The organism is Nitrosospira sp. Nsp18, assembly GCF_900103145.1.
Classification (GTDB): domain Bacteria; phylum Pseudomonadota; class Gammaproteobacteria; order Burkholderiales; family Nitrosomonadaceae; genus Nitrosospira.
On sequence record NZ_FMWY01000008.1, the window covers coordinates 81,641 to 100,006 of the forward strand.

The following is an 18,366-nucleotide window of genomic DNA, read 5'->3' on the forward strand; positions in this document are numbered from 1 at the left end:
AGAAAATGAACACGACGAAACGGACGCTTTTATTTATTGGTTGCGGCGACATTGCCTTGCGCACAGCGCCCCTGCTACAGGCGCACTACCGGCTACTGGGCTTGCATCGTAGACCCGACAGCCGCGCCGCTTTACGTTTGCATGGGATTACGCCAGTGCTCGGGAATCTCGATATACCGGGCAGCCTTGCCAAACTTGCGGGAATGGCTCATGCAGTTGTTCACCTGGCCCCTCCACCGAACTGTGGTCAACGCGATACCCGCACCGCAAACCTCCTGGCAGCGCTGACAAAGCGGCCAAAGATGAAGGGGGCAATGTTACCACAACGTCTTGTCTACATCAGTACCAGCGGTGTGTATGGTGATTGCAACGGCGCCCTTGTGGATGAAACCCGATTGATAAATCCTCAAACCGCGCGCGCAATGCGTCGTGCCGATGCGGAGGCGCAGGTGCGTCATTGGGGACTGCGCAACGGCGTGAGTGTTTCAATCCTTCGCGTGCCGGGTATTTATGCCGACGATCGCTTGCCGCTGGCCCGGTTGCGTGAGCACGCGCCAGCGTTATTGCCGGAAGAGGATAGCTATACGAACCACATACACGCCGACGACCTCGCCCGCATTATCTCCGCGGCGTTGCACTACGGAAAACCGGGCAGGATTTATCATGCCTGTGACGACTCAAAGCTTAAGATGGGCGAATACTTCGATCTCGTCGCGGACCAGTTCGATCTGCCGCGGCCTCCGCGCGTCTCCCGGGCCGAAGCGGAAAGTTTCATATCGCCAGGTATGCTATCGTTCATGCAGGAATCGCGGCGGTTGGCAAACATCCGTATAAAGCACGAGTTGCGCGTAAACCTTCGTTATCCCACCGTGGTCGAGTGTTTCACGCCGAGCGCAGCAAGTACTGCGGAAAATGGGTAAAATCCGATCTACGGATGAGCCAGGAGCACAATCGCAATGGAATCCATACTCATCATTAGCAATTTGCCCGATAGAGCGAGCGCGATGGCCCTTGCTCACAAACTGGTCGATGAACGATTGGCGGCCTGCGTTAACGTGCTTGACGGATGCACTTCTGTCTACCGCTGGCAGGGGAAAAACGAAAGTATCCGCGAAGTGCCGATCTTTATTAAAACCCTTGCGCAGCATTATGCACGGTTGGAGCAGTTGATAAACGCGATGCACCCCTACGAACTACCCGAAATCATTGCTGTCCCAATTAGCAACGGATTGCCTGCTTATTTAAAGTGGATCGCGGACGAAACATTAGTCCCGGACATAATTGATTAGAACCGGTTGCCATGCGCCTGAGCCAATATTTTTTGTTGTTGCTGTGTTTATGCAGCATCAATAGCTTCGCAGAGGAGAGGAAGCCTTTTGGCTTTCTTTCAGGGTTGCAGCAGCTTAGCTCGGGTTTCGAGCAGAATGAACAGGAATTGCTCCCTCCGGATCAGGCTTTCAAATTGACGGTAAAGGTCCGGGATGCAAATACGCTGGTGGCGCAATTCGAGCCGGCAAAGGATTATTATCTTTATAAAGACAAGGTTGCGTTCAAGCCCCAGGATGCTGGGACATCGATCGAGAAAATTTCACTGCCGCCGGGAACGATAAAAAGCGATGTTACCTTCGGCCAGGTCGAAGTCTTTCATCAGCCATTCGAAGCGTTGATTTCTTTGAAACGCGACGCATCGTCATCCGACAAACTGACTCTCGTCGCTACCTACCAGGGCTGCAATGAGCCAATAGGGGTGTGCTATGCGCCTATCAATAAGGTAATCGAGCTGACGCTGCCAATGGCAAAAGCCGCCGCCGGCGCGGTGGCCGATGCCATGAGCAGCTCCGCAGTGGCGGCGCCATCGGGCGCTTTAAAACCGGACGCAGCCGCAGAGCTGTTCCCGTCTGCAGGATCACCTGCCATCGAGACAGAATCGAATCGAATAGAGCGGATGTTCGAAAGCGGTAATTTTGGGCTGATCCTGACCGGTTTCTTTGGTATCGGCCTGCTGCTCTCATTTACTCCCTGCGTATTTCCGATGTTCCCGATTCTGTCCGGCATCATTGCCAGAGGCGGTACAAATATCACCAAGACGCGTGGATTTTTCCTGTCGCTCGCCTATGTCATGGGGATGGCGATTACGTACGCCATCGCCGGTGTGGCGGCTGGGCTTTCGGGTGCAATGCTCTCTGCAGCTTTACAAAATGCCTGGGTGCTGGGCACGTTCGCGCTGGTCTTTATAACGCTTGCTCTGTCGATGTTCGGTTTCTATGAACTGCAATTACCCTCCTTTCTCCAGAGTAAGCTTTCCGAGGAAGCGGGGCATTTAAAAGGCGGGCATCTGACCAGCGTATTTGGCATGGGGGCGTTATCGGCATTAATTGTCGGCCCGTGTGTAGCTGCTCCGCTGGCGGGGGCATTGCTTTACATTAGCCAGACCCGCGACATCGTGCTGGGTGGATCGGCGCTGTTCGTCATGGCCCTGGGCATGGGTGTGCCACTGCTGATATTGGGCGCATCCGCAGGGGCAATTTTGCCGAAAGCGGGCCCATGGATGGAGTCCATCAAACAATTTTTTGGCGTATTGCTGCTGGGAGTTGCAATATGGCTGATATCGCCGGTCATTTCCGCAGTTGTGCATATGCTGCTGTGGGCAGTCTTATTGATCATCTCAGCCATCTATCTGCACGCAGTTGATCCACTGCGTCCAGGAGCTTCCGGTTTTCAGAAGCTCCTGAAGGGCGTTGGGATGATTGCATTGCTGACCGGAATTGCATTGCTGGTGGGTGTTTTGTCCGGCAGTCGCGATATTTTGCAGCCCCTCTCAAAGTTAGGTATTGCTGCGGTCGATGCATCCGGAAAAAAACAGGATATCGCGCAAACGGATCATTTGCCCTTTCAGAGAGTGAAGTCGGTCGCGGAATTTGAACAGCATGTCCTTCGGTCCAGGAACCAATACGTGATGGTGGATTTTTCCGCGGACTGGTGCATTTCCTGCAAGGAAATGGAGCGCTTCACGTTTTCCGACTCGCAAGTACAGTCCCGCCTGAAAGATGTGGTACTGTTGCAGGTTGATGTTACCGAGGGGACACCGGATGACATGGCGTTGCTCAAACGCTTCAAGCTTTTCGGCCCTCCCGGCATTCTGTTCCTCGACCGGGAAGGACGTGAAATTCCCGGCATCAGGCTTATAGGGTATCAGGACAAGGAAAGCTTTCTGAAGATACTCAATGCGGTTTTGACCTAGCCGTTTCCGAAAAAGGTTCAATTCATCCGGATGTCATCGTTCTGAGTTCGAGCGAGGTCGTTCGCCAATTGCCGGCCGCGGCTCAATGCAAACCGCATTTGTGGGATTTACATTAAATGACCAAATTGCAGCAGGTATTATTGTATACAGGTGTCGCCATACTTGCGGTAGCGGCGGGATTTCTGTTGCGGGGCCAACTGATGAGCGGCGATGCTCAATCCGGGGCAACTGATGCGGCAGTGGCGAGTAGGGGAGCCGAGGCGATATTTGCCGCGAGTTTGCCCGACCTGCAGGACAAAAGTCAGGCAATATCGCAATGGCGCGGCCAAGTAATGGTAGTTAATTTCTGGGCGAGCTGGTGCGAACCTTGCCGCAATGAAATTCCCGAGTTCATTGAACTCCAGGAAAAATTCAGGGATAAGGGCCTGACTTTTATCGGCATCGCGGTGGATCAGAAGGAAAGAGCGGCAGCATTCAGCAAAGAGATTGGCATTAATTATCCCGTATTGGTGGGAGATATGAAAGCCATGGCACTGGCGGAGGCAGCAGGAAATCGCCAGGGAGCGTTACCTTTTACCGTCGTCATCGATCGTAACGGAAAAATTATCGGTACGAAATTAGGTCGTCTCAGCCAGGAAAAACTTGAATCCATGTTCAAGCCCTTGCTGTAGAGGAACGAGCTCATCCATGAAGTGTCGGCGAAATAATAACATTTCTATTTACTGCGGAAGCGAGGCAGTGGTGCGAATTTTCGAGCTTTGCAGCGTGTCGGACTTGAAGGAAATCGGCTGCAAAAGCGTTCGGCTGGTCCATATTTCGCTGCCTTTTCGGCCTATAGAATAACTATGGGCCTTTGAAATCCCATGCTTTCACCCAGTCACTTTTCGCTGCAATTCTTAAAGTCCGACAGCTGCTAGGCGAGCGCCCGATAAAGATTGTAAGAGCTCATGATGACAATCAACGTCCCCACCATTATCAGTAAAGTTCGTGCATGGAGCTTTTTGCACAACACCGCCGCAAACGGGGCGGCAAACAAGCCTCCGAATACCAGCCCCACTATGATGGACCACGTATTGGTTTCCATCAGCAATGTAAAAACCGTTGCACCTGCCAGCGTCAGAAAGAATTCAGCGAAATTGACCGAACCGATGGTTGTACGGGGATCGTTTCCTGAACTGACCAAAGTGGATGTCACCACCGGCCCCCAGCCGCCTCCACCCGCCGCATCGACGAATCCGCCAAACAACGCTAATTTTCCGACATGTCTCGGGGAGTCCTTGCGCAAACGCAGCGGGCGAAACGCTTTGCTGAGTATGTATATCCCCAGCAGCAGCAAATAAGTGGAAATATACGGCTTGAATACGGCGCCGTCGATCTGGGTAACGAGCACTGCGCCTAATATGCCGCCGAGAATACCGGGCACCAGCAAGCGTATAAATAATTCTTTATTTACATTGCCGAATTTGACGTGGGAAATACCCGAAACTCCAGTGGTGAAAATCTCCGCGATATGAACACTGGCACTGGCTGCTCCTGGCGTCGCGCCTGTTGCCAGAAGGAAAGTGGTGGCGGTCACGCCGTAAGCCATGCCCAAGGCGCCATCCACCACCTGCGCGAGAAACCCGACCATCACCGCGGTCCAGAAAAGTCTGCCGCTGACTGTCTCACCAATAATTTGCCACCCGCCAAACCAATTATTGGAAATAAAAAAGCGACTTGTCAAAAACAGGACCAGCGCAATCAACACCGCAACAATAAACCATACGCCGGCTTTGAGGAGAGGATGGGCGCCAGGATGAGAGACAGGCTCCTCGACGGGAGGAAGCCCAAATTGCTGGTGTTCGACGTTTATTGGATTTTGCGTCAGATCCAGGTTGCGAATCTTCATAAGTCCGGTGCCTCTGCCTCTTCAATTTGCGCACTATACCGATATGAGCAAACATGCAGAAATAACCTAATAGAATATAGTTATGCTTTTGCTTCTGTGGAGGTCGCGAATAAGCACTGAGCCTTGAAAATACCGGGCCATCAATACATGGAATAGTGCGTGTTAGCCGATATCGTTCTTATCATTCATTTCCTGTTCGTGTTGTTCGTTGTCGTCAGCCTGCCGTTAATATGGATAGGCGGATGGATGAGATTGGATTTTGTACGAAATCTTCGGTTTCGGCTTGCGCATATTGCCGCCATCCTGTTCGTGGTTGTCGAGTCTTTCGTCGGCATGATATGTCCGCTTACGTTATTGGAAGACAGGCTGCGCGGCGGGGAAAGCGGTGGTAATTTCATCCAGCGCTGGCTGCACCGCATACTTTTCTATGATGTGCCGGAGTGGATATTGACAACAATCTATGTACTTTTTGCAGTTCTCGTCATTATTACTTTCAGGCTGCTTCCGCCGCGACCTCGCAAACGTCAGCCATAGCATGGTCCAGGCTGACTGCGATAATTGACCCGGCGGTACGTGCAGGGTAAAGTTGACGGGGGAAGATTGATTTTGCTCTTAAAATCCGCACAATCGCTGCCCAATTGCCTCTCAGGAAACGTGCAACTATGCCCCCGATAACGCTGCTGCACCGTTTTATAAGCCACAGACGCCTGGTTATCGGGCTGGGCACCTTGGCTGCCATCATTCTATTATTCGGACTGCTCGGTTATTTCTGGCTGCCGGGGTATGCCAAGGCCAAGCTTGAAACGTGGCTGTCAGAAGCCCTGCATCGCCCGGTGACAGTTCAATCGATCGATATTCAACCCTATACCCTGGAATTGACCGTTCGTGGTTTTCGTGTGGGTGAAAAGGAGACGGACATCGATGCGGGAAAGGCGCTTTTTTCCGTTGATGAACTGTACACCAACCTTAGCATTGCTTCGATCGCGCGGCGCGCACCGGTAATCAGTTCCTTATCAATAAAAGCACCCGTGCTACGACTGGTTCGCGAAGGCGAAAACCGCTTCAATATCACCGACCTGATAGAAGACCTCATGAATAAGCCGAAGGAGGGCGGCGAGACCATGTTTTCGGTGAGTAATATCGTGATAGACGGCGGTCGCTTCGAATTTGTCGATCGGCTCAAGAAAAGTCATCAGGATATATCCGAAATCACAGTTGGAATACCCTTCATTGCGAACTTCGAAAATGACGAGAAAAGCTGGGTAGAGCCGCGCTTCAGCGCCAGGATCAATGGCGCTCCGCTCACTCTGGAAGGGAAGTTGCGCCCCTTCACGCAAAATCGCGAAGCGACGCTTGAACTCAAACTGAAAGACGTCGATTTGATGCGAATAGACGAATACTCGCCCGTCCCGCTCGGCATCAGCCTCGTGTCCGGCTACTTTGATAGCGACTTATTACTGACGTTTACCCAGATCGAGGGGCAGGCGCCAAATATGGTGTTGACGGGCCGCGCCGCGCTACGGAAGTTGGAGATAGAGAACCGAGCTGTGGAAGTGCCCTATACGGCGAAACTCGGCCAGCTCGATTTTGAACTGACCGAAATCAATCTGAACGGCCCTAAGCCCTCGCTTATTCAACTGGCCTTGGCTGAAGTTGCCTTAATTCGCAACGGAGAACCGGAACCGGTACTGAGCCTGCCTAAGGTAAGCCTGGATAAGGTCACGATCGATATCGGGCGCCAAAGTGTGGCGCTTGGTTCGTTGACGCTGGATCACTTCAAGGGTTCCGTGCGCCGAGAAGCGGATGGCCGGCTCGACCTCGTCAAGTTTTTTTCTGCGCTGCCGGGCAAGGCTGAGCTGGAACCGGAAGCGACCCCTGCCGCTACAAAGAAAAATAAGCCATGGACAACTCGGCTTGGCAGCTTGCAATTGATAGCCGCGGCACTGCGCTTCGAGGACCGCACGCTGCCAAATGTGGTACCGATGGTCGTCAATCCGCTGGATTTAACCTTATCCAATATCGACTTCAGCGGTACAACGCCGCTGAAGCTGGCATTGAAGGCCGAGGTAAATAAAACCGGGAGCCTCGAGACAAATGGGTCCCTGGCATGGGCGCCGTTGATGGCTGATCTTGCTATAAACGCCAAGAATATTGATCTTGTCGCGCTGCAAGGTTGGGCTGGTAACCAGTTGGATGCCTTGCTGACGAGTGGTTCGATATCCTTCGATGGCAACGTCAAGGCCGATGGGTCACCGCTGAAAGTGGCACTGAACGGTGAAAGCCGTTTCACCAATTTTAACGTCCTTCAAAAGACAAACATGGCGGACCTCATGCGATGGCGAAGCCTTGATGTGGGCGGCATTCAGTTTGCCAGTGATCCGCTTCGCGTCGATATCAAGTCGATTGCGATTGCCGACTTCCTTGCTCACGTGTTGCTTACTCCGAAAGGAGAACTCAATTTCAAGCATATTGCCGCTCAAAATGATAGTAGGGAACCGTCCGGGCAAACAACCCCGGCCGCGCAGCCTGTAGCGCAACAGCAAGCAACTTCCGATGTCGCCGCAAAAACCGTTGCGGAGAATTCTTCCAAACCATCGACCAAGAAGCCCCTGCCTGTTCGTATTGGTCGTATCGTGATGACCGGAGGCAACGTTAATTTCCATGACCAGTTCATCAAGCCCAACTACCGCGCCAAGTTGACGGGACTTGGCGGCCGCGTTGGTCCCCTTGATCCACGAAAGCCCGGTGAAATCGATATCCGCGGAGCGGTGGACAAAACCGCACCGCTAAAAATCGTGGGCAAGGTCAATACCCTTGGCAGCGAACTTTTCCTCGATATCACGGCGACCGCGAAGGGGATCGATATGCCGACGTTCAGTCCCTATTCCGGTAAGTACATCGGTTACGCAATCGAAAAAGGCAAGCTTTCGGTTGATATACATTATCACGTTGAAAAAGGGGAGCTGACAGCGGAAAACAACGTTTTCCTTGATCAATTAACTCTTGGCGAAAAAGTTGAAAGCCCGGATGCGCTGTCAATCCCGGTGAGTCTGGCGCTGGCGTTATTGAAAAACCAGCGAGGAGAAATCGATGTTCACCTGCCGATAAGCGGCTCCATCAATGATCCGGAATTCAGCATAGGCGGGGTGATTGTCAAGGTCTTCATTAATTTGATTACAAAAGCCGCGACCGCGCCTTTCGCCATGCTGGGCTCGCTCTTCGGTGGTGAAGAGTTATCGGAGATAGATTTTTCGCCGGGTTATGCGCAAATTACGCCTGAAGCCGAAAAACGCCTTGAAGCATTAGCCAAGGCATTGATAGATCGACCCGCACTCAAACTCGAGATTACAGGGCGAGCCGATCCAGCGCATGATCCGGAGGCTTTGAAACACATGATACTTGAACGTACCGTAAAAGCGCAGAAGCTATCGGAAAGTGTTAAAAAAGGAGAAACGGTCGCATCGCTTGATGACGTTGAGCTCAAGCCCGAGGAGTATGAAAAATACCTGACGCGGGTCTATAAGGATTCAAAATTCTCGAAGCCGAAAAATATGATTGGTCTTTCGAAAAGCCTGCCAGTACCGGAAATGGAACAGTTGCTGCTGGCAAATATCGACGCTGCGGATAGTGAAATGCGTGAACTTGGCGAGCTTCGGGCCGAAGTCGCGCGCGATTGGCTAATTGAGCAAGGTGGTGTTCCAAGCGAGCGAGTATTTGTGCTCGCGCCGAAAGTCGAGCCGGAAGCCAATAGCCAGAAATCGGGAAGCCGGGCAGAATTCTCCCTCAGGTAAATGCTGCCCAGCCAATGGCCGCGAAGATTTCCGAAAATTATGCGGGAATCTTCGCGGCCATGTTTCCATCGACCTATACCCGCTGTTTTAAAACTCGACTTGAACTTGCGTCAGGAAAGAACTCAAGTTAGCCTTATTAAAACCGGCGGTGCGAGAAATGGTGGATCCTTCCGTGTTCACATTTAGAATGTGAACAATGTTGTTCTGTATTTTGATATTGGGGTGAGGGTACCAGTTCAGCGCAAACCTGACCATATCCGCTTGGCCTCCTCTGATTACTCCGCTGTTCAAGTTGATATAATCATAACCGGCGGCCACTTCCCAAGCTCCCCAGCCTGAACCGTTCCATTGAAAATTCTGCCTGGGTTTTATTCGGTTCGCTGCACCATTTTTGACATGGTAGGCTTTGGATTCGCCGGTTAAAAAGTAACTGGCAAAGCCATAGTAGCCTGTGAAATGTTCGTTGTCATAACCCAGCCCATTTATATTCGTTCGTAAATATTCCCCTTGAACCGCGAATGGACCGTGGACCAGCCAACCCTCCGCGCCAAATCGGTCGTAACTGTCTATTCGGCGCGAGCCCGGTGCGCCCTTGTCTCCTACGCTCAAGTTGCCGGTATTCAACATGTTGGTGCGATCTACGTTAGTTCCCGGAAAGGCAAAGAATGCCATCCCTCCACCTCCCCCGCCCTGGGCAGATGGCGTAGTCGCTATTTGACCGGCGGCGTTGTACTGGGTGTTTACAGCAGTGTGCCCCGCCGAAATCCCCACATGCAAGAATTTGGTTTCGTCTTCCATCCAGGGCCGGCCCGTTATCCGGCCGATGCCTTCCCAGCCGGAATCGCCTGAACCATTGTTGCGGCTAACGTTGCCTGCGGTATTAACCGAGGTGGAAGCGGCCGACCAGGCCCCGATGGGTTCAGTCTGAAAAGCGACTCCAAACTGAAAACGCGGCACGGCATAATTGACCCCAATGCCGGTTTTGTAGGTATTGGGATTGTCGACAAACGAATTGACTGACATGTGACGCTCGATGAATGTGAGATAGCGGTTACTGGCTGCTTCTTCCAGACTGAACGGTTCTTTAAATGAACCGATCTTGACTGAAAAAGGCTTGGTCACGTTCAGCCGTGCGTAAGCGTCGGTAATTCCCGACGCTACAGAACCGTTACCTCGGCTGAAGTCGTACTCGAATTTGTAATCCCAGATCTTGAAAAAAGTACCTTCAGCACCAAGGCGGGCACGGCGAAGCGTCGCGCCGCTATTCCATTCATTAGGCAGGTTGGTGCCGGTAGCGGGCAAAACATCGTTGATGAAATTGTACTGTGAAGCTACCTGCATCCGCCCGTTGATCGCAAATGTAAAATTTCCGTCTTTACTTGCAAAATGCGGCGCACTATCAGTAAATTGAACGTGAACATTTTCTGTTTCCTTGACCCGCTCTTCGAGCGACGCGATATCGCTGGCAAGACGCGCTCCCATCATCTTTGATTTCAATTCTATATCTCTGCGGACAGCGGATAAATCCGCTGTTTCCTTTTTTTCTGCTGCTATGGGGCCGGTATTATCTGCTGTCTCCGTCTTGTCGGTCGTGTTATCCGCGGTTTTGTCTGCTGTTTTAGGCTTGTCCTCTCTTACGAAAGAACCTATATGGACGCGGCCGGGTCCAGGCTTTGCGTAAAGCTGTTCGGTGTTGGTATCGACATAAAGGTCAATGGCGAGAGCCGCGGTTGATAGGCTTGAGCCTAAAATGGCTGTGATTGCCAACGACAGTCTGGATAATTTCATATAGTTTTTCTCTTCCCGGTTGTTTATCTAAGCCGGTTGCGAGAATACTGCAGGGAAATGTCCGTTTAATTTCAGTTTTGTAACAGTTTCATGACAATGATGCGCTTGGCGAGGGAGGCGGCCAGATGGGGAAATAGTCAAGGGGGAATAACTTGAGGCAAGCGAGTCCGTGGCTTGTCTATTAAACGAATGGAGTATCGCAATGCCCTATTCCGACAGGCCATCCTGCGTTCCACTTTTCTTGTTGCCGTGATAGTCTATGTGCTGAGTTATTTGAACTATCAGGTAAACCGTTTTAAGCTCAAACTTCCCTTAAGATCCGTTAAACATTAGAGAGGAATCAATGGAAATTCATGTGTATGACACTTATGTCAAGGCGAAAGATGGCCACACAATGCACTTTGACGTATTTACAGGTGTAAAAGACGACAAGAAAGCGATCGAGTATGCGAAACAGTGGCTCACCTCGATTGGTGAAGGCGACGCGACAGTCACCAGTAAAGAGTGTAATTTTTGCCACAGCCAAAGTGCTCCGCCTAATGTCACTGACGCGATCAACAAGGATGGGTATTTCATTTACAAGATGGAAGGGTGCGGATGAGCATTAAGGAAGCATGCCGGTGAAAGCTGTCGGTACATTTCAAAGACGATGAATACGCGGCACGCTTTGCTGGTTTTCATCACCGGCTCTATGAAGAGCCTGGGCATTTTCGGGCTTATGTTTGGTTCCCCGCTTTGGGGTAGCGAGCTGGCCAAAACTATCGAACAGGTCAAGCCCTCGATAGTTGGAATCGGAACTGTTCAGATAACCCGGTCCCCGCCCGTCAATTTTTTGGGGACCGGCTTTGCGCTGGACGATGGCCTTCACGTGGTTACCAATGCTCATGTTGTTCCGGAGGTCCTGGACATTGCGAACAAGGAGTCCTACGTCGTGATTACAGGCAAGGGCAAGCAACCGGAACTCAGAGTTGCCACCATCGTTGCTCTCGACAAAGATCATGATCTGGCGCTGCTGAAAATCAGCGGCGTCGCTTTACCCACAATGAAGCTTGGAGACGCAGAAAAAGTTCGGGAAGGGCAAGATCTGATTTTTACGGGTTTCCCGATCGGTATGGTCCTGGGATTTTACCCGGTTACTCATCGTGCCATGGTTTCTTCAATAACGCCCATTATTTTGCCCGCTCACAATTCGAGGCAGCTCAATGCGAAGATGATCGGCCAGTTGCAGAAGTCTGCCTATGCGGTATTTCAGCTTGACGGCACCGCCTATCCCGGTAGCAGCGGAAGCCCTCTCTACGATCCCGAAACCGGACTGGTATATGGCGTGATCAATATGGTATTTGTAAAGGGTAAAAAGGAGGCCGCGCTCAGCAATCCGAGCGGCATTACGTATGCGATCCCCGGCAATTATATTCGCGAGTTGCTGCTGCAGCGCAAATAACAAAGATAAGTACGTTGCCGTTAAAACACGTTCGGATCTGTTCCTTGGTACGGCGCGGTTCGCTTGTCACCAACACACAAGAGCCAGAGCATAAGCTGGATATCATTCCGAGACGTTGAGAAAAGCTTTAGAGTTCGAAGCATAAATGCAATAAATGCAATAAATGCAATATCGCTGGAAGTTAACCGCAAATGAAGCTGGGCTACATTACCTTTAATACCCGATGAGTGAGCTGTAAGGAGGAACGATGCAAATGGTCACTGTGGCAATAGCCGATACGGATCCCGGGCGGCGCATAAAATTAGAACAGTACTTGCAAGACGGGCCGGGCATTAAGGTGCTTACAAACATCATGCCATCTAAAAATGAGATAAAGCATCAGCTCGAGCCCGATACTGCCGTTATACCTGTTGACGAGGTAGTTGCCAGGATCGGCCAACTGAAGCCTCGCATTGTTTTTGTCAGTCTGGATCAGTCTATCGGTGGAGATTTTGCTTTGCTGGAGGCTTTGCATCGCGAATGCCCCGAGACGCTCGTATTGTTGTTAACCGATAAATCGGTCCAGGAGGAGCAGATAATACAAGCCTTGGCGAGCGGTGCGCGCGGGTGTTTGAGCCATGAAGCAGACCCGCTTTATTTTTTGAAGGCTGTGCATGTCGTTGACCGTGGTGAGATCTGGGTAACACGTAAAATGCTCGGTAAAATTATGGATAAGGTATTGCACTAATCCGGATTTTGATGGGAGACATTCTTGATTTTGCTTGCTAGTCAGTTTCAAGACGACCTGTATCGATGGGAACAGGGGGTGCGCGGCGTTGCCCCCGTATTCTGTTCAACTAATTTGGACTCGCTCAGGGACGAATTGGTACGTCTAAAACCACAGATCCTCCTGCTCGATCATGATTTGCCAAAACTGGATGGGCCAAACGGAATCGCGGCGCTCATGAAATTGAATCCGGAGACTAAAGTCATTATTTTGAGCTATCCGATCGCCGACGAGATCGAGTGGGCATTATTCAGAACGGGAGTAAGGGGATGTTGCCAGCGCGACGTAAAACCTGAGCAGCTTAAAAATGCCGTTGTGGCTGTTCAGCAAGGCGAGTTGTGGATTCGGAGATCGCATAGCTGGCATCTGCTGAATGAACTTGTCACGATCACGCGGGAAAAGAATAAAATTAAAGAGGCCGTTGGGGAATTACTCGCGAATTTAACGCGGCGCGAATATGAAATTGCTACGCTTGTCGGAAATGGTGAAACCAATAAACAAATCGCGCGGCGGCTGGCTATCACGGAGCGTACAGTGAAGGCTCATTTGACCGAGGTCTTTCGCAAGCTGGACATTGCCGATCGACTCAAGCTGGCGCTGATTGTGAAGGGCTCCATGTCGTCACATGACTCGACACGAATCGACCACTAGCATTCTGTCGGACTTGAAGAGTCGCAGCGAAAAAGTGACTGGGTGAGAAAAAATTTTGAGGATTTTGAAGGTCAATAGTTATTCTATTGACCGAAAAAGCGCGGAAATATGAGCTGACCAGACATTCTTGCAATCGATTTCCTTTAAGTCCGACAGGTTGCTAGATATTTACGCTCTCGCATTTGCTTATTTCATCCTGATCAGGCTCGCTGCGCCAGTGCAGCAAATTCACCGGGCATTCCATAAATAATAAGCGTTTTACGCTTGTACTTGCACCGCCGAGCCTTGGTTCAAAGCACTGTTCCTTTTTATACTTCCCGATTCACTTTTCGCTTACGCAAATGCGTAATTGACGAGGTGAATTGCGTCTAGCTCGCACACATCCATATCGTGCCCAAGCCTCTCCAGTTGTGGAGGAGCATTAATCTGTTTTAAAACCGCAAAGAACTCCAATTTGCTCGTTAGCGTACCAAAGTCCAATTGTTCTTGCCGGTGAAGTTGATATGATGCATATAGGACTTGACGTTAGCTGACTATATAATACTTTCGTAAATTAAAGGCTTATCCCGCGGAGACAAGAAACTGCTCAGGTGATTGGTGAACCAGACGTCCATTAATAATCTTTTCAACATTTACGATGCACGCTCAATAATATCAAGGGCAACGGCGCGGACGTTTCGATCGGAGGCGTGCAAACATTAACTAGAAGTAAACTTTAACCGGTGTCGCTTGAGGCGGTTTGCGCTGACCTTGGGCTGAGCGAGAAGTGCCTGGGAGCTCATAAGATACTGATGAGGAACGAAATTGTTTCGGATTTATAATCACTTCATTTCCAGAACCGTGATCCTGCTTATCAGTGCTGAAATTCTCGTGCTGATGTTCATGGTATATCTCGGGGTAACTATTCGTTTTTTTGATCAAGCTGACCCCTTTCCCTTCTCTTTCTCGTCCTTGCTTCCCGAGGCGGGGACTTTCACCTTTGTCATGATCCTCTGCATGTCCGCCATGGGGTTATATCAATTGGATTCCCGCCTGGATATCAAGGACACTTTATTCCGCCTCATGCCTTCCATGATGCTTGGATTCGGAATAACGACGCTGGTTTTTTATTTGCTGCCTGACCTCTATCTTGGCCGTGGCATATTGGGGCTGGTAATGCTTTTTGCTCTGTCCGGGATTCTCCTGACACGAGCGGCTTTTCTTAAATGGTCCAGCCTGGGCATCCTGGAGTCACGGGCCATCGTGTTGGGCATAGGTGGCAAAGCTAAGGAGTTCGTCGAACAGACTAAAAAAAGCGAGTCAGGACACAGGGGATTCAAGATCATTGGTTTTGTCCCGTTGCCGGATGAAGAACTTCATGTGCCAGCCTCTGCCGTTCTGCCGAATGTGGATTCCTTGATATCTCTCGCTAATCGCCATGGGGCAGGGGAGATCATTATCGCAATTCAGGAACGTCGCGGCGGATGTTTTCCTATTCAGGACCTGCTGGAATGCAAGCTGAACGGGATAAAGGTGACTGACTCAGCCGCTTTTTTTGAGCGTGAACGGGGGCAAATTCGAGTAAATACCCTCTACCCGAGCTGGCTGGTTTTTGGCGGCGGGTTCGACCAAAGCCTGCTTAGATCCGGTATTAAACGCGTTTTCGACTTGGCCGCGAGCGGCGTCCTTCTGGCTGTTACGCTACCTGTAATGTTGATTGCCGCTCTTTGTATTCTGTTAGAGGACGGTACCCCCATTTTTTACCGGCAGGAAAGGGTTGGAAAGGGCGGGAAAATATTTATGGTTCTGAAATTCCGCAGCATGCGGGCTGATGCGGAGAAAGGAGGAACGCCGCAATGGGCGACAACGGATGATCCCCGGATAACACGAGTGGGTAGAATTATTCGTAAACTGAGAATCGATGAGCTTCCCCAGATATTGAATGTCTTGAATGGTGACATGAGTTTTGTCGGTCCCCGTCCGGAAAGGCCTTATTTTGTAGACCAGCTTTGCATGAAAGTTCCCTATTACAATGTTAGGCACAGCATCAAGCCGGGCATAACCGGATGGGCCCAAGTGCGCTACCGGTATGGCGCGTCGGTAGAGGACGCCATCGAAAAGCTTCAGTACGATCTTTATTATGTGAAGAACCACAGCCTGTTTCTTGATGTAATTATCCTGATAGATACCGTTGAAGTTGTCGTGCTGGGGAAGGGTGGAAGATGATGTGGGACGCCTTCAAGTCCTGCGCGGGCGTGGCGGCATTGCGGAATGGAATGCGCGAAAGGCGGCGACGCGAATGGTGCGACCGCTCAGGGGACGGCACCTTCCCGAGGAAGGTGCGACGCCAGAGCGGGATATTGGCGCCAGAAGCGCGACCGCGATATTCCCGGCACTGCCGGATCGCCGCTCCGCGCTATCCCTCGCACAACACTTTAGGGCGCCTCCCTTTCGCCGCGAGATCGACAAAGCGGGTGGCTCGCAAAGCCGCCATCCCTTCGCTCCACTGGCACATGAGCGGCAAAATCGGGCATTCATGTCGTTGCCCGTCTTGGCATGTGGGGCAAACCAAGACCTTCTCCGCCCGTCTTGTGATCACCCCGATTTTTGCAACACGCTCCACGGGCGAACTGCTTGAAGGCTCCCTTAAGCGCAGCGATATAACATGTTGATGAATATAGCGACGGCCAGCTACACGCTAGCGGCAGTCGCGCATTTTTTCCTGGCTTTACTTTTGGTAACAAGCTGGCGAGGTCGTCTGCACGGGATCGTGTTACCGATAGCCTGCCTCCTTTCTGCATTCTGGGCGTCATTGCTCGCTTATCAAGCTAACCAGAATCTCCCCCTCTCGCTCCTGACAGATACACTCGAAATTGCCAGAAATGGGGGCTGGACTGCCTTTCTCATTATGTCGCTGGGGCTGTATCGGAAAGATGACTCATCCATCGTGAAGATCAGTCCGGCCCTGGTTGCAATAATGATGATGTATATCGGGTGCTTCATCGTTGCGCTCTACTCTCAGGCTGACTTTGACTTTTCATCGCATAAAACGATTGACTTCATCGATAATATCGCTGGAAGCCTGGCAATGGCAATACTCGGCATGATTCTGGTAGAGCAGCTTTACAGAAATACGCCGGTCAAGCAGCGTTGGGGAATAAAATTCGCATGCCTCGGCATCGGGGGCATCTTTGCCTATGATTTTTACTTATACAGCGATGCGCTGCTGCTTAGGCACGTGAATCCTGAAATATGGGCGGCACGCGGGATAGTTAATGCGCTGGTTGTTCCGCTCGTCGCCGTTTCGGCTGCGCGAAATCCCCAATGGTCAGTCGGCATCGCGGTATCTCGTCATATTCTTTTTTATTCAGCAGCATTGTTCGGCACCGCAGCCTATCTACTGGCAATGGCTGCCGCCGGCTACTACCTCCGTTTTTTTGGGGGAAGCTGGGGCATCGTCATGCAGGTGAGTTTTTTATTTGGCGCTGTGGTTCTGCTATTGGCCGTATTGTTTTCGGGTACTTTGCGTTCCTGGCTCAGGGTCTTCATCAGCAAGCACTTTTTCAGCTACAACTACGACTACCGGGAAGAATGGCTGCGTTTTACGCGCACGCTCTCGGACGGTGGGCACGTACTGGGTGAGCGCGTGATCCAGGCATTGGCGCAATTGGTTGAAAGCCCTGCCGGGAGCCTGTGGATCTGCAGGGAATCCGGTAATTGCGAGCCTGTAACGCATTGGAATATGCCGGCGACTGGCGGGCTTGAGCCTCTGACCAGCCCTTTCTGTCAATTTCTGGGAAACAAAGAGTGGGTGGTCGATTTACAGGAATACGCCATAAATCCTGAAAAATATTCAGCAGTCGCTCTGCCTCAATGGTTGCAAACCATAGGCAGGGCATGGCTCGTGGTGCCGCTGATTCAACATCGGAAACTATTTGGTTTTGTAGTGCTGGCGCAGCCAAGAAGTAGGGTCAATCTGAACTGGGAGGTGAGTGATCTGCTCAAGGTTGCGGGCAATCAAGCTGCAAGTTACCTGGCGCAGCAAGAGGCGGCCAATGCGCTTATGGTGGCGCGTCAGTTTGAATCCTTTAATCGTATGTCGACGTTCGTAGTGCACGACTTGAAAAATCTCGTTTCACAGTTATCGCTTTTGCTTTCCAATGCTGAGAAGCATAAAAATAACCCGCAATTCCAAGTAGACATGATCGAAACGGTATATCTCTCCGTTCAAAAAATGAAGCGGCTACTGGAAAAACTAAGCAGTGTCGATTCGCCCGAGAATTCGGTTCCTCTTTTTATCGCGCCGTTGTTACAAGAAGCGGTAAAAAGTAAATCCGTTGCCGAACCTGCGCCGATTCTTGAAATACAGGATACGAGCCTTGCAGTGTGCGCAAACTCGTCCCGTCTTGAGAGAGTCATGGGACATCTCATCCAGAACGCAATCGAGGCGACCTCAAAGAACGGGCAGGTTCGGGTTCGGCTGAGAAGAGAGCAGAATTGCGCGATAGTTGAAATAAAGGATACCGGCCATGGTATGAGCGAAGAATTCATTCGCGAAAAACTTTTTAAACCTTTCGAATCCACCAAATCCGCGGGTATGGGCATCGGCGTGTTTGAAAGCAAGGAATACGTGTCTGAACTAGGTGGGGAATTGGAGGTTACCAGCAGTGAATCGAATGGCACGGTTTTCCGCATCATCCTGCCTCTTCATCAAAGTGCTTCCATCGTTAAAGTAGTGGCTGGATAGTGTGGGATTCGTTTTTGGAGATGCAGTAGGCGATCGAAAATGCAGCTTTCCCTTGCAGTACCAAGACAAGCAAA

At 51.1% G+C, this 18,366-nt stretch carries 15 protein-coding genes; 13 read left to right on the forward strand and 2 right to left on the reverse strand.

Features of this window, described 5'->3' with window-relative positions; genetic code table 11:
* Positions 1-5 precede the first annotated feature (5 nt).
* The 4 genes from BLS94_RS05500 (at position 6) to BLS94_RS05515 (ending at position 3,912) form a co-directional block, all read left to right on the forward strand.
* A complete protein-coding gene (locus BLS94_RS05500; protein ID WP_090958344.1) occupies positions 6-920 on the forward strand; it encodes an SDR family oxidoreductase in 915 nt (304 codons plus the stop codon).
* Between the two features lie 36 nt (positions 921-956).
* A complete protein-coding gene (gene cutA, locus BLS94_RS05505) occupies positions 957-1,289 on the forward strand; it encodes a divalent-cation tolerance protein CutA (protein ID WP_072768097.1) in 333 nt (110 codons plus the stop codon).
* A gap of 11 nt (positions 1,290-1,300) precedes the next feature.
* A complete protein-coding gene (gene dsbD / locus BLS94_RS05510; RefSeq protein ID WP_090958346.1) occupies positions 1,301-3,241 on the forward strand; it encodes a protein-disulfide reductase DsbD in 1,941 nt (646 codons plus the stop codon).
* A 116-nt stretch (positions 3,242-3,357) separates the two neighbouring features.
* Positions 3,358-3,912 (forward strand): TlpA family protein disulfide reductase, encoded by a 555-nt coding sequence (locus BLS94_RS05515; RefSeq protein ID WP_090958348.1) that lies wholly within the window; start codon positions 3,358-3,360, stop codon positions 3,910-3,912.
* Positions 3,913-4,154: 242 nt separating this feature from the next.
* Here the strand turns inward: BLS94_RS05515 and BLS94_RS05520 are convergent, their stop codons facing one another.
* Entirely contained in the window at positions 4,155-5,129 is a 975-nt protein-coding gene (locus BLS94_RS05520; RefSeq protein ID WP_090958350.1) for a sulfite exporter TauE/SafE family protein, read from the reverse strand.
* A gap of 159 nt (positions 5,130-5,288) precedes the next feature.
* Here BLS94_RS05520 and BLS94_RS05525 point away from each other — a divergent pair, with 159 nt between their 5' ends.
* Together BLS94_RS05525 and BLS94_RS05530 are read left to right on the forward strand one after the other, a co-directional pair.
* Positions 5,289-5,663, forward strand: coding sequence for a DUF2784 domain-containing protein (locus BLS94_RS05525; protein ID WP_072768093.1), 375 nt, complete (start codon positions 5,289-5,291; stop codon positions 5,661-5,663).
* Between the two features lie 128 nt (positions 5,664-5,791).
* Complete coding sequence (locus BLS94_RS05530; RefSeq protein ID WP_090958352.1) at positions 5,792-8,920, forward strand: DUF748 domain-containing protein; 3,129 nt, start codon at positions 5,792-5,794, stop codon at positions 8,918-8,920.
* 87 nt (positions 8,921-9,007) lie between these two features.
* Here BLS94_RS05530 and BLS94_RS05535 read toward each other — a convergent pair whose 3' ends face one another.
* Entirely contained in the window at positions 9,008-10,708 is a 1,701-nt protein-coding gene (locus tag BLS94_RS05535; protein ID WP_090958354.1) for an OprO/OprP family phosphate-selective porin, read from the reverse strand.
* A 343-nt stretch (positions 10,709-11,051) separates the two neighbouring features.
* Here BLS94_RS05535 and BLS94_RS05540 point away from each other — a divergent pair, with 343 nt between their 5' ends.
* From BLS94_RS05540 to prsK, 7 genes are all read left to right on the forward strand, one after another.
* Positions 11,052-11,309, forward strand: a complete 258-nt coding sequence (locus tag BLS94_RS05540) for a DUF2024 family protein (RefSeq protein WP_072768090.1) — start codon at positions 11,052-11,054, stop codon at positions 11,307-11,309.
* A 90-nt stretch (positions 11,310-11,399) separates the two neighbouring features.
* The gene (locus BLS94_RS05545; RefSeq protein WP_072768164.1) at positions 11,400-12,149 is read left to right on the forward strand and encodes a S1 family peptidase; all 750 of its coding nucleotides are present in this window, start codon (positions 11,400-11,402) and stop codon (positions 12,147-12,149) included.
* A gap of 247 nt (positions 12,150-12,396) precedes the next feature.
* Complete coding sequence (locus BLS94_RS05550; protein WP_090958356.1) at positions 12,397-12,876, forward strand: response regulator; 480 nt, start codon at positions 12,397-12,399, stop codon at positions 12,874-12,876.
* A gap of 24 nt (positions 12,877-12,900) precedes the next feature.
* Positions 12,901-13,566 (forward strand): response regulator transcription factor, encoded by a 666-nt coding sequence (locus BLS94_RS05555; RefSeq protein WP_090958358.1) that lies wholly within the window; start codon positions 12,901-12,903, stop codon positions 13,564-13,566.
* A gap of 804 nt (positions 13,567-14,370) precedes the next feature.
* Positions 14,371-15,771, forward strand: a complete 1,401-nt coding sequence (locus BLS94_RS05560) for a TIGR03013 family XrtA/PEP-CTERM system glycosyltransferase (RefSeq protein WP_072768087.1) — start codon at positions 14,371-14,373, stop codon at positions 15,769-15,771.
* A gap of 1 nt (position 15,772) precedes the next feature.
* A complete protein-coding gene (locus BLS94_RS05565) occupies positions 15,773-16,183 on the forward strand; it encodes a hypothetical protein (protein ID WP_090958361.1) in 411 nt (136 codons plus the stop codon).
* Positions 16,184-16,210: 27 nt separating this feature from the next.
* Positions 16,211-18,292 (forward strand): XrtA/PEP-CTERM system histidine kinase PrsK, encoded by a 2,082-nt coding sequence (prsK, locus tag BLS94_RS05570; protein WP_090958363.1) that lies wholly within the window; start codon positions 16,211-16,213, stop codon positions 18,290-18,292.
* Positions 18,293-18,366: the final 74 nt, after the last annotated feature.